The sequence below is a fragment of the Nocardia arseniciresistens genome (assembly GCF_046764875.1).
GTDB lineage: Bacteria > Actinomycetota > Actinomycetes > Mycobacteriales > Mycobacteriaceae > Nocardia > Nocardia arseniciresistens.
The window spans coordinates 153,023-165,545 of the sequence record NZ_JBKORD010000014.1; the positions used below are offsets into that span (position 1 = coordinate 153,023).

The 12,523-nt window shown below is 66.9% G+C and carries 9 protein-coding genes; 1 reads left to right on the forward strand and 8 read right to left on the reverse strand.

What is annotated here, in order from left to right:
- Positions 1–31 precede the first annotated feature (31 nt).
- The 8 genes from obgE to ACLMAJ_RS25470 form a co-directional block, all read right to left on the reverse strand.
- Positions 32–1,492, reverse strand: coding sequence for a GTPase ObgE (obgE, locus tag ACLMAJ_RS25435; protein WP_412016341.1), 1,461 nt, complete (start codon positions 1,490–1,492; stop codon positions 32–34).
- 187 nt (positions 1,493–1,679) lie between these two features.
- The gene (rpmA, locus tag ACLMAJ_RS25440; protein ID WP_412016342.1) at positions 1,680–1,946 is read right to left on the reverse strand and encodes a 50S ribosomal protein L27; all 267 of its coding nucleotides are present in this window, start codon (positions 1,944–1,946) and stop codon (positions 1,680–1,682) included.
- A 40-nt stretch (positions 1,947–1,986) separates the two neighbouring features.
- A complete protein-coding gene (gene rplU / locus ACLMAJ_RS25445; protein WP_412016441.1) occupies positions 1,987–2,298 on the reverse strand; it encodes a 50S ribosomal protein L21 in 312 nt (103 codons plus the stop codon).
- A gap of 341 nt (positions 2,299–2,639) precedes the next feature.
- Complete coding sequence (locus ACLMAJ_RS25450) at positions 2,640–5,669, reverse strand: translation initiation factor IF-2 N-terminal domain-containing protein (protein ID WP_412016343.1); 3,030 nt, start codon at positions 5,667–5,669, stop codon at positions 2,640–2,642.
- 412 nt (positions 5,670–6,081) lie between these two features.
- Positions 6,082–6,498 (reverse strand): nucleoside-diphosphate kinase, encoded by a 417-nt coding sequence (ndk, locus tag ACLMAJ_RS25455; protein ID WP_412016344.1) that lies wholly within the window; start codon positions 6,496–6,498, stop codon positions 6,082–6,084.
- A gap of 200 nt (positions 6,499–6,698) precedes the next feature.
- Positions 6,699–7,040 (reverse strand): DUF4233 domain-containing protein, encoded by a 342-nt coding sequence (locus ACLMAJ_RS25460; protein WP_412016442.1) that lies wholly within the window; start codon positions 7,038–7,040, stop codon positions 6,699–6,701.
- Between the two features lie 142 nt (positions 7,041–7,182).
- Entirely contained in the window at positions 7,183–8,604 is a 1,422-nt protein-coding gene (folC, locus tag ACLMAJ_RS25465; protein WP_412016443.1) for a bifunctional tetrahydrofolate synthase/dihydrofolate synthase, read from the reverse strand.
- 41 nt (positions 8,605–8,645) lie between these two features.
- On the reverse strand, positions 8,646–11,324 hold the full coding sequence (locus tag ACLMAJ_RS25470; RefSeq protein WP_412016345.1) for a valine--tRNA ligase: 2,679 nt from the start codon (positions 11,322–11,324) through the stop codon (positions 8,646–8,648).
- Between the two features lie 481 nt (positions 11,325–11,805).
- On the opposite strand from ACLMAJ_RS25470, the gene ACLMAJ_RS25475 reads away from it, so the two are divergent.
- A complete protein-coding gene (locus ACLMAJ_RS25475) occupies positions 11,806–12,510 on the forward strand; it encodes an AAA family ATPase (RefSeq protein WP_412016346.1) in 705 nt (234 codons plus the stop codon).
- The last annotated feature ends 13 nt before the right edge of the window (positions 12,511–12,523 follow it).

Below are 12,523 nucleotides of genomic sequence, written 5' to 3' on the forward strand. Positions count from 1 at the left end.
GTCCCGGTGAACACCGGGACCAGTAATGGCATCATTCCTGTTCCTCGTCCTCTTTCAGCAGGCCGCGGCGCACTCGGGACGCATGCTTGCGCTCGGCCGCGCCGATTCGATCGTTCTGCTCCAGCCGCAGGTCGGTGCCGCGACCGGTGGGCACCATATCGACACCCGCCGAGATCTGCGGCTCCCACTCGAAGGTGACGTGGCCGATGGTGACGGGCGCTCCAGGAACCGCGCCTTGCTTCACCAGTTCGTCCTCGACACCGAGACGAGCCAACCGGTCGGCGAGATAGCCGACGGCCTCGTCGTTGTCGAACTGGGTCTGGCGCACCCACCGCTCCGGCTGGTTGCCGCGCACGATGAAGCCACCCGGCTCCTCCGGATCGGCGATCACGGTGAAGCCGGTCTCGTTCGTCGCGATCGGCCGGATCACCGGGCGCGTCGGCGCCGCCTTCGGATGCGCCGCGCGGTAGTTCTCCACCAGTTCGGCGAGCGCGAAAGTCAAGGGGCGCAAGCCCGCTCGGCTCACCGCGGAAATCTCGAATACCGGCCAACCGCGTGCGGTGAATTCGGTGGTGACCATCTCCGCCAGTTCGGCGGCGTCGGGCACGTCGATCTTGTTCAGGATCACGATGCGCGGCCGATCGGCAAGATCGCCGAGGCCGGTATCGGCGTTGAGCGCCGACTTGTAGGCCGCCAGCTCCGCCTCCAGCGCATCGACATCGGAGACCGGGTCGCGGCCCGGCTCCAGGGTCGCGCAGTCGACAACGTGCGCGAGCACCGCGCAGCGCTCCAGATGCCGAAGGAAGTCCAGGCCGAGCCCGCGACCGTCGCTGGCGCCGGGGATCAGACCAGGCACATCGGCGATGGTGAATGTGGTGTCGCCGCTCGAGACCACGCCGAGGTTGGGCACCAGCGTCGTGAACGGATAGTCGGCGATCTTCGGTTTGGCCGCCGAGAGCACCGACACCAGCGAAGACTTGCCCGCCGATGGGAATCCGACAAGGCCGACATCGGCGACGGACTTCAGCTCGAGGACGAGATCGCCCTCCTCACCGTCCTCACCGAGCAGCGCGAAACCGGGCGCCTTGCGCGCCTTCGAGGCGAGCGCGGCATTGCCGAGCCCACCGCGACCGCCGCGCGCGACAATGAACCGGTTGCCGATACCGACGAGGTCGACGAGCACCTTACCGTCGTTGTCAAGCACCACGGTGCCGTCGGGCACCTTCAGCAGCAGGTCGGTACCGTGCTTGCCATCCTTGTTACTGCCCTCGCCCGGCTTGCCGTTGGTTCCCTTGGCGTGCGGATGGAAGTGGAAGTCCAGCAGGGTGTGCACGTTCGCGTCGACCTCGAGGATCACGTCCCCACCACGGCCGCCGTTGCCGCCGTCGGGTCCACCGAGCGGCATGAACTTTTCGCGGCGCACGGAGGAACAGCCGTGACCACCCTTGCCCGCACTCACGTGCAATACGACACGGTCGATGAATTTGGACATAAGCCGAATCATCCTCCTTGGTGGTAGCCGTAGCGACTGCTTGCAGGTCGCTCGAAACGGTCGGCTCTGTGGGAACGCGGTCTTTCGAAAACGCGAAAAGCGGGCCAGGGTGAGACCCTGACCCGCTCGCGTCTGTCTGGAGTGGGCGAGAACCGGACTAGGTCCGGTTACGCCCGGGAAGAGGCGGTCAGGCCTCGACCGGCTCCGGGATGACGATGTTGACGGTCTTGCGGCCGCGCTTGGTGCCGAACTCGACCTTGCCCGCCGCGAGGGCGAACAGGGTGTCGTCGCCGCCACGGCCGACGAGCACGCCGGGGTGGAAGTGCGTGCCACGCTGGCGAACCAGGATCTCGCCGGCCGAAACTGCCTGGCCGCCGAACCGCTTGACGCCGAGTCGCTGTGCGTTCGAGTCGCGACCGTTGCGCGAGCTGGATGCACCCTTCTTATGTGCCATTTCTGAACTCCTGTGAAGTAACTGGAGGAAGCGCGGAGGCTTACTTGATGCCGGTGACCTTGATGACCGTCAGCGGCTGACGGTGACCCTGACGCTTGTGGTAGCCGGTCTTGTTCTTGAACTTGTGGATGCGGATCTTCGGGCCCTTGGTGTGCTCGACGACCTCGGCGGCCACGGAGACCTTGGCCAGATCGGCCGCATCGGTGGTCAGATCGGCGCCATCGACGACGAGAACCGGGGCCAGCGCCACGGACGAACCGGGCTTACCCTCGAGCTTCTCGACCTTCACCAGGTCACCGACCGCGACCTTGTACTGCTTTCCGCCGGTCTTGACGATCGCGTACGTTGCCATCGGTCGGCTGCCCTCTTCCTGTAATGCGCGCAGCTGATGCTCACGCGGCCGCATGCTCCCGCCCGGACAATTCCGTTCGGAAACCACAGCACTCTGGTCTGGTTAGTCACCGCCGCCTCAGCGGAACTGAAGGCCCTCGGCTTCGGGGCCGAGTCACAAACACAGCGCGGTAGAGCGCTGTCGCCGGGCAGTGACTGTTCGAGATTACAGGACTCCTACCACCCGATCCAAACCGGCGTCCGCCGAACAGGCCCCGCATGCTCGAAACGCGAGACCCCCGTCACCATCGTGACGGAGGTCTCGGTCATTCAGCACGGTCCGATCAGGTCGGATCGGTCAGTTCACTCGTCCACCGGCGGCCCAGCGGGGCGGCCCGCGGCCCGACGGCGCGTCTTGCGTACGGGGACCTCGACAGGAACCTCGGCCGTGAAATCCACGACCGGCGCCGCGGCCGGCTGGTCTGCCGTCAGCACGAACACCGCGCCGCTGCTGTCGGCAGCGGGTGCGGCGGCCGAACGGGCCACCCTGCGCCTACGACCGGTCGTACGCTGCGCGGCGGGCTCGGGGGTCCCGTTGCTCGCAGTAGCGGCTGCTACCTGCTCAGACGCGGCGGTAGCGGCCGGCTCGGCCGGCTTCTCCGCGACTGGCTCGACCTCGGTAGCCACTGCCTCTTCGGTCACCTCGGCGACGATTTCGGCCGGCTCCGACACCTCGGTCGACACCTCGGTCGCCACAGCCTCGACATCGGCCATCTCGATCGCATCGCCGTCGACATCGATGTCATCGCCGTGGTGCGCGGCCATCGCCAACGCGACTGGATGCGCCCGCTTGACGGCAGCGTCCTCCTCGATGACCTCGGTCACCGGCGCGGTGCCATTGGCCGAGGCGGGCACGGGTGCCGCACCCTTGTCCTTGCCCCTGCGCCTGCGCGAACCGGTCTCCCGGCTCTTGGCGGCGCCTTCCTCGCCGGAGGACGACTCCACCGGATAAGCGTGCACCAGAATGCCGCGGCCGTGGCAATGCTCACAGGTGCTGGAGAAGGCCTCCACCAGTCCGGTGCCCAATTTCTTGCGGGTCATCTGCACCAGGCCGAGCGAGGTCACCTCGGAGACCTGATGGCGGGTCCGGTCGCGGCCGAGCGCCTCGGTCAGTCGACGCAGCACCAGGTCGCGGTTGGACTCGAGGACCATGTCGATGAAGTCGACGACGATCATGCCGCCGATATCGCGCAGCCGCATCTGGCGCACGATCTCCTCGGCCGCCTCCAGATTGTTGCGGGTGACCGTCTCTTCGAGGTTGCTGCCGCCCGCACCGGTGAACTTGCCGGTGTTGACGTCGACCACCGTCATCGCCTCGGTGCGGTCGATCACCAGCGTGCCACCCGAGGGCAGCCACACCTTGCGATCGAGCGCCTTCGCGAGCTGCTCGTCGATCCGGTAGGTCTCGAACACGTCGACACCGTTGTTCTCGTGCCTGGAGACCCGCGCGAGCAGGTCCGGCGCGACGGTGCCGATGTACTTCTCGACGGTGCTCCACGACCGCTCACCCTCGATGACGAGCGTGGAGAAGTCCTCGTTGAACAGGTCACGGATGACCTTCACCAACATGTCGGGCTCTTCGTACAGCGTCTTCGGTGAGCCGGAGTCCTTGCCTTCGGCGGCCTTCTCGATGGTGCGCCAAGTCGCCTGCAACCGCTCGACGTCGCGAGCGAGCTCGTCCTCGGCGACACCCTCCGATGCGGTGCGGATGATCACGCCGGCATCGTTGGGCACGATGTCGCGCAGGATCTCCTTGAGCCGCTTGCGCTCGGTGTCGGGCAGCTTGCGGCTGATGCCGGTGGACGAGCCGCCCGGCACGTACACCAGGAAGCGTCCTGCCAGGCTGATCTGCGTGGTCAGACGGGCGCCCTTGTGCCCGACCGGGTCCTTGCTCACCTGAACGAGCACCTGATCGCCGGGCCTGAGCGCCTGCTCGATCTTGCGCTCCTTGCCGCCGAGTCCGGCGGCCTCCCAATTCACTTCACCGGCGTACAGCACACCGTTGCGGCCGCGGCCGATGTCGACGAACGCCGCCTCCATGCTCGGCAACACATTCTGCACCTTGCCGAGGTAGACGTTACCGACCATCGACGCGGAGCCTGTGCTCGTGACGAAGTGCTCGACGAGGATTTTGTCCTCGAGCACCGCGACCTGGGTGGCGGTCGCCTGATCGGGGAAGGCCTTCTCACGTACCACCATCACCCGGTCCACCGCCTCGCGGCGAGCGAGGAACTCCGACTCTGTCAGGATCGGCGGGCGACGGCGACCGGCCTCGCGGCCGTCACGCCTGCGCTGACGCTTGGCCTCGAGCCGGGTGGAACCGGAGATGCCCTGTACCTCGTCGGACGCGGCGGCGCGGGCGCGGCTCTTGTTCCGCGGTTCGCGTTCGTGCACGACGGTGTTCGGCGGATCGTCCTCGGCGACGGGCTCGGATTCGGCGCCATCGCCCGCCACCTTGCGGCGACGGCGGCGACGGCGACGGCGGGTCGTGCCGTCCGAATTGTCGGCATCGTCGTCATCGGAATCAGCGGCGTCGTCGGTGGTATCGGCGGGCTCGGCGGCAGCGACGCCTGACTCGGCGACCGGCTCGTCCTCGGTGTCGGAGTCAGCGGTGTCGTTCTCATCACCGTCGGCATCACTGTGCTGTTCACCCCGACCGCGGCCACGGCCACGGCGGCCACGGCGCCTGCGGCGCGGCTGGTCGTCGGCATCACCCTGCTGGTCGGGCGAGTCCTGATTGTCTTCGGAGGTGTCGGCCTCTTCCTCGACCACCTCTTCCACCTCGACCGGTGGCTCTTCGGTGCGGCGGGTATCCCGCTCGACTCGACGCTTGCGCCGGGTCTGTTCGGCGGCGGCCGCATCCGGCGGCAGGAACAGCGGTGCCTGCACCGACGCGGCGGCCTCGAACACCGTCGGCGGCGTGACGTGCGGCTCCCCGCGATCCAGGTGTGTGAACAGCTGCACCGACGGCTGGTGGGCGGGCTGGACCGCACCGGTAGTCGCCGATCCGGACTGATCGATCACCGGGTCCGGCGCGGAGAAGAGCAGCCCTGGCTCCCTGGTCGGGGCAGGTTCGGGCTCCGGCGCGGGGGCGGGCGGCTCTGGCGTCGCGACGGCCGCGTCGGGCTCGACCAGCGAGTCACGGACCGTCTGCGCGACCGCTCTATCGACATTCGACTGCGCACTGCGCGCGTCGGACCCCAACTCGGTGAGCTTGGCCAGGATGCGCTTACTCGTCACTCCTAGCAGCTTGGCAAGTGCGTGAACTCGGATTCGCTCCGGCAATTGTTCGGCATCCTGTGATGTTGTTTCCAGCGGCTCTTGATCGGCCACGAAGTCTCCTCGGGACCCCCGGGCGCGTCCCTCCTGGCAGAAGTGACGCGGCCGACGCGGGGGCATCAATCGTTCGCCTCACGCGGTTGACGCAAGGTCATGTGGTCTCGCCCCGCATGCCCGGTTACCACCATGGATATTCGTCGGGCTAACTGGTCACGCGGCGCCTGGCTGTTGGCTGAACTCCACGGAGCGAGCGCTCATCCAGCGTGCCGACGCGAACAATCAACCCCCAACGACCGGGCCGTTTGTCCGTGGCAGCGATGATCGGCATCCAACCGCGGTGTCATCCGGCTGCTTCCGTCACCGATTGCTCGCGTACCAGCGCGAACAGTCGATATCGGTTGCATCCTCTGTCAGTATCCCACACCGCGCGCCGACGGCGAGCCATCGGAAGCTTTCGAACTAGGGATCAGGCCGGGAACTCGGGGAACCAGAGGGCAATCTCGCGCTTGGCCGATTCCGGCGAGTCGGAGCCGTGCACCAGGTTTTCCTGGGTCTGTAGTGCGAGGTCACCGCGGATGCTGCCCGGCACGGCCTTCTCGACCGGATCGGTGCCGCCGGCGAGCTGACGGAATGCCGCGATGGCGCGCGGGCCCTCCAGGATGGCCGCGACAACAGGCCCCGAGGTGATGAACTCGATCAAGGAACCGAAGAACGGCTTCTCGGCGTGCTCGGCGTAGTGGCCGCGGGCGACCTCTTCGGAAACCTGCTTCAGCTCGAGGGCGACGATCTTCAGGCCCTTGCGCTCGATCCGGGCAAGTACCTCGCCGACCAGGCTGCGGGCCACGCCGTCCGGCTTGATGAGTACCAACGTCTGCTCAGTCACGGCGCACAGCCTAACGGACGCGGTCGGACGTAGTCCGTCCCAGACCGCGCATGGCCGGAGCGAAGGCGGAGGTACGCCTCATTAGGCGCAGCCGGACGAAGTCCGTCCGTAACCGGTAACCGCGCATGGCCGGAGCGAAGGCGGAGGTACGCCTCACTGGGAGTCGGGCAAAGTATTCAATTGGCGAGGGTGCAGCGTGACTAAGAGGAGCGTTGGGCGCGCTGGCTCGGCAGCAGGCCCTGCTCCATGCGGCGCTTGACGTCGTGACGCAGTATCAGGATGAAGGCCCACACCACGGCGAACAGAATCCCCATCACCCCGATGGCGACGTGCACGAAGACTCCGAGAATCAGCAGCACCTGAAGGGCGAGGTTGAACGGGACGGCCCACGTGCGACGCTGGAATCCGGCACCGGCGATCATCACCAGCGCCAAGATCACCAGATAGCTGCCCGAGGCCCAGCCGACACCGCCGCCGACGGTCCCGACGACTGGAAGCGCGAGCAACACCGTGATCGCCTCGAGGATCAGGGTGCCCGCCATGACACCGCGCAGCCCCTTCCACGGGTCGGGGACATCAGGAGTGACCGCCTGATCCCCGTCGCTTGTCTCACTCACGCTGTCTCCTCACCGGCATTCGTCGGCCCTCGGTGGTTACCCAGGCAGCCGCTTCCGGGCCACTCGCTCATGCCGGGTCCTTTCCGAACAGCGCGCGGGCCGCGCCCGCTGTGACCACCGAACCGGTAACCACGACGCCCGCGCCGGACACCATCTCGCCGGGGTCGCCGACCTCCTCGGCCATTGCTATAGCCGTTTCGAGGGCGTCGGGCAGTGTCTCGGCGGTGACGACCCGCTCGTCCCCGAAGCGTTGCACGGCCAGGTTGGACAACGTGTCGATATCCATCGCACGCGGCGATCCGTTGCTGGTGACGACGATTTCGTCGAGGACAGGCTCCAGCGCCTCCAGGATGCCCGCGGCGTCCTTGTCGCCGAACACCCCGACGACACCGACCAATTTGCGGAAGTCGAACTCGGAGGTGAGCGTCGTGGCAAGGGCTTTGGCGCCCGCGGGGTTGTGCGCGGCGTCGATGAAGATTGTCGGCGCGCTGCGCATGCGCTCGAGCCTGCCCGGACTCGTGACGCTCGCGAAACCGGCTCGGATCGCCTCGATGTCGAGCTGGCGGTCGGCGCCCGCACCGAAGAACGCCTCCACCGCCGCGAGAGCGAGCACGGCGTTGCGCGCCTGATGCTCACCGTGCAGCGGCAGGAAGATCTCGTCGTACACGCCGCCGAGGCCCTGCAATTCGAGCTGCTGGCCGCCGACCGCGACCTGCCTGGCAAGTACCCGGAACTCCGAGCCCTCGCGAGCCACCGCGGCATCGACCTCGACGGCACGGCGCAGCAGCACCTCCATGGCCTCGGGGTCCTGTTCCGCGATCACCGCGACGGTGTCGCGCGGAATCAGGCTCTCGGGCGCGCGTTTGATGATCCCGGCCTTCTCCCCCGCGATGGAGGTGAGGTCGGGGCCGAGGTAATCGGTGTGGTCGAGGCCGATCGGGGTGATCACCGCGACCTGCCCGTCAACCACATTGGTGGCATCCCAGCTGCCGCCCATGCCGGTCTCGACGATCGCGACATCGACGGGCGCCTCGGCGAAGGCCGCGAAGGCCATGCCGGTGAGCACCTCGAACTTGCTCATCGCCGGACCGTCCGCGGCGGCGGACTGCTTGTCGATCATCTCGATGTAGGGCAGCAGCTCACGATAGGTCGCCACGTACTCGGCGGGCGTGATCGGCTTGTTGTCGATGCTGATCCGCTCGGTCGCCAGTTGCAGGTGCGGGCTGGTGATCCGGCCGGTGCGCCGATGCAGCGCGGTGAGCAGCGCGTCGATCATCCTGGTCACCGAGGTCTTGCCATTGGTGCCCGCGACGTGGATCGCCGGATAGTGCTGCTGCGGCGAGGCGAGCAGATCCATCAGGGTGGAGATGCGGGCGAGCGACGGCTCGATCTTGGTTTCCGGCCAGCGCCGATCGAGTTCCGCCTCGACAAGGGCCATTTCGGCCAGGTCGACCGGGGAGGGCCCGGCACCCAGCCGGGTTGCGGGGATCGGCGAGCCGTCGTCGTCGTACTGGGGTTCGGGTTCGGCGTTCACTTGGCACTCAATTCCGTGAGCCGGGCGCTGATGCGGATGACTTCGGACTCGGCGACATCGCGTCGGCCCTTGATTTTGTCGACCACCGGCTCCGGCGCCTTGGCGAGGAAGGCCTCGTTGCCGAGTTTGGTCGTGGTTGCCGCGAATTCCTTCTCGGCGGCCGCCAGATCCTTCTCCAGACGGCGACGTTCGGCGTCCAGGTCGACCGAACCGGAGGTATCGAGCTCCACGGTGACGGTGGCCGCGCTCAGCCGGATCTCCAGTGACGCGGTCGCGGTGAACTCGTCGCCGGGCTCGGTGAGCCTAGCCAGGTTGGCCACCGAGGCCCGCTGGTCGGTGAGGTCCGCCGGGTCGAGGCCGATCAGCTTGGCCGCGACCTTCTGCTTGTCGGCCAGGCCCTGATCGCTGCGGAACCGGCGGATCTCGGTGATCAACCGCTGCGCGTCCGAAATACGACGCGCCGAGGTCTCATCGGTCGGCACGCCGGTGGCCTGCGGCCATGTGGCGATGACGACCGATTCGCCGCCGGTCAGCGCCTGCCACAGCGATTCGGTGACGAACGGGATCACCGGGTGCAGTAGGCGCAGCACCGAGTCGAGGACATTACCGAGCAGCACTGCGGTCGTTTCGGCGCGCGAGCCCTCCGCGGCGAACTGCACCTTGGCCAATTCCAGGTACCAGTCACACAATTCGTCCCACGCGAAGTGGTAGAGCGCCTCACACGCCTTGCCGAACTCGTAGGCGTCGAACGCCGAATCCACTTCGGCGCGAACCTCTTCGAGCCGGTCGATGATCCAGCGATCGGCGTCGGTGAGCTCGGCGCGCGCGGGAAGATCACCGGTGTGCGCGCCGTTCATCAGCGCGAACTTGGTGGCGTTGAACAGTTTTGTCACGAAGCTGCGCGAGGCGAGCGCGTGCGGTTCGCCGACCGAAAGGTCACCGCCGGGCTGCGCGCCGCGCGCCAGGGTGAAGCGCAGCGCGTCCGCGCCGTAGGACCTGATCCAGTCCAGCGGGTCGATGCCGTTGCCGCGCGACTTGGACATTTTCTTACCGAACTGGTCGCGAATCAGGCCGTGCAGGAACACATCCTTGAAGGGGACCTGCGCCACGTCGTCCTTGCCCGCGGTGAGCACCGGGTCCTCGGCGACGAAGGTGCCGAACATCATCATCCTGGCCACCCAGAAGAACAGGATGTCGTAGCCGGTGACGAGCACGCTTGTCGGATAGAACTTCTCGAGCTCCACGGTGGAGTCCGGCCAGCCCATGGTGGAGAACGGCCACAGACCCGAGGAGAACCAGGTGTCGAGCACGTCGGGGTCCTGCACCCAGCCCGCAGGCGCGGTCTCGTCCGGCCCGACGCACACCACTTCGCCCTCTGGGCCGTACCAGATCGGGATGCGGTGGCCCCACCACAGCTGCCGCGAGATGGTCCAGTCGTGCATGTTGTCGACCCAGTCGAACCAGCGCGGCTCCTGGCTGGCCGGGTGAATCACGGTGTCGCCGTTGCGAACCGCGTCACCGGCGGCCTTGGCCAGCGTCTCCACCTTGACCCACCACTGCATCGAAAGCCGCGGCTCGATCGCCTCGCCGCTGCGCTCGGAGTGCCCGACGCTGTGCATGTAGGGCCGCTTCTCGGCGACGACGCGCCCCTCGGCGGCCAGACGCTCGCGCACCTTGACGCGCGCCTCGAACCGGTCCATGCCGTCGAATTCGGTTCCGGTATCGGTGATCCGGCCACGCTCGTCCATGATCGTCGGCATCGGCAGGTTGTGCCGCAGCCCCATCTCGAAGTCGTTCGGATCATGCGCGGGGGTGATCTTCACTGCGCCGGAACCGAATTCGGGGTCGACATAGTCGTCGGCGACGATCGGGATCTGACGTCCGGTGATCGGGTGATACAGGGTGGTGCCGATCAGGGCGCGGTAGCGCGGGTCCTCCGGATGCACCGCGACGGCGGTGTCGCCGAGCATGGTCTCCACGCGGGTGGTGGCCACGATCACGTGCGGCTCGCTGTCATCGAGTGAGCCGTAGCGCAGCGAGACCAGCTCGCCCGCCACATCCTCGTGCTTGACCTCGATGTCGGAGATGGCGGTGCGCAGTTCCGGCGACCAGTTGACCAGCCGCTCCGCGCGGTAGATCAGGCCCGCCTCGAACAGGCGCTTGAAGATGGTCTGCACGGCCCTCGACAGGCCCTCGTCCATGGTGAACCGGTCACGACTCCAGTCGACGCCGTCGCCGAGCGCGCGCATCTGCCACTGGATAGCGCCACCGGACTCGCGCTTCCAGTCCCAAACCTTGTCGATGAACAGTTCGCGGCCGAAGTCCTCTTTGGTCTTGCCATCCACCGCGAGCTGCTTTTCCACGATGTTCTGGGTGGCAATGCCCGCGTGGTCCATGCCTGGCAGCCACAGCACCTCGAAGCCCTGCATCCGCTTGCGGCGCGAGAGGGTGTCCATCAGGGTGTGGTCCAGCGCGTGGCCCATGTGCAGGCTGCCCGTGACATTCGGCGGCGGCAGCACGATCGAGTAGCCGGGCTTGTCGGTGGAGGTATCGGCGGTGAAATAGCCGTCGGCTACCCAGCGCTCGTACATCTCGGCCTCCACTTCGCTGGGGTTCCAGCTCTTGGGGAGGGCATCGGCACGATTACGCGAGTTGTCAGAGGCTGCGCTGGTCACCCGACGATTCTAGTGGCCGGGTTCGACGAGCTCACACAGGCCACCGGGCATAGAAGAAAGGCGGAGTCTTCGGTGGATGAGGGACACCGAAGACTCCGCCTACGCCCCAGAGCCTACCGTCGATGCTGGCCCGTCCACGGAATCCATAACCAATTCTCAGACTCTTGACGCATTCGATACACAGCCGTTCGACCCGTAGTCGCCGGAACACTTGCGTCCTGTTGCATAGACGATGATCGCGCACGCATCGCAACATGATGCTGAATACGCTGCCGGACCGATTGCGCCTGGTCGCTGCCGAGCATGATGTGGTTCTCGGCCCCGGCGTAGTCGCCGCTTCGATACCGGCAGTCACATGGGTTCGGCAGCGGAGGGCGAGCGCATGGGGTGACGCGACGGGTCAGCGTTTTCATGGAATTCTCAGCGAGAATCAGGGTTTTCCCTGTTGTGTAATCGAATTCGGCTATGGACGCTTGAAGGGGTGAACCCTCCGCTCGACGGGCCGCCTTCCCCTCCCGAGAATTCGCGGCCGCCCGGCTCTGAATCGTTTGTCATCGCACCGGATTCCGTCCACGATCTACGCGGCAGGATCGTCGATGAACTGCGGTACCCGGCCATGGTCGCGCTGATAGTCGCTGGAGTGCCCGGTGCGGGCAAGAGCACCGCGCTGCGAGTGTTCTTCGGTGCGACAGCGGATGCCGACCAGGCGACGAACGGACCTGAGGGGTCCGTCGTGCTCGATTCGAACCAGACTCGCAACTGGTGGCGGCACCGAGTCGGCTGGTTGCCCTATCTGCTGTGGCGTCCTGTGGTGCACATCGCGCACTTCGCCAGGATTCGGAATGCACTGCGCGACAACGCGGGACCGGTGGTGATCCACGACTGCGCCACCTTCGGATGGACGCGGCGACTGCTCGCGCGGTGGGCCGCAGGGTACCGCAGGGAAGTGCATGTGATCCTGCTCGACGTACCCGCCACCACGGCTCGCGCGGGTCAGTTCGCGCGCGGGCGCCGGATCAACGGGCCCGCCTTCAGCCTGCACTGCCGTCGCTGGCGACGCCTGATCCGCGAGCTCGGCGCCGGCCACGTGCCGCGGCCCGCGCCTGCCTCGATCGTGCTCATCGACCGGACAAACGTCGACCGGATCAGCCGAATCGGCTTCGTGAAGTCGGAATCCGACGTTTAACGGACGCGGCCGG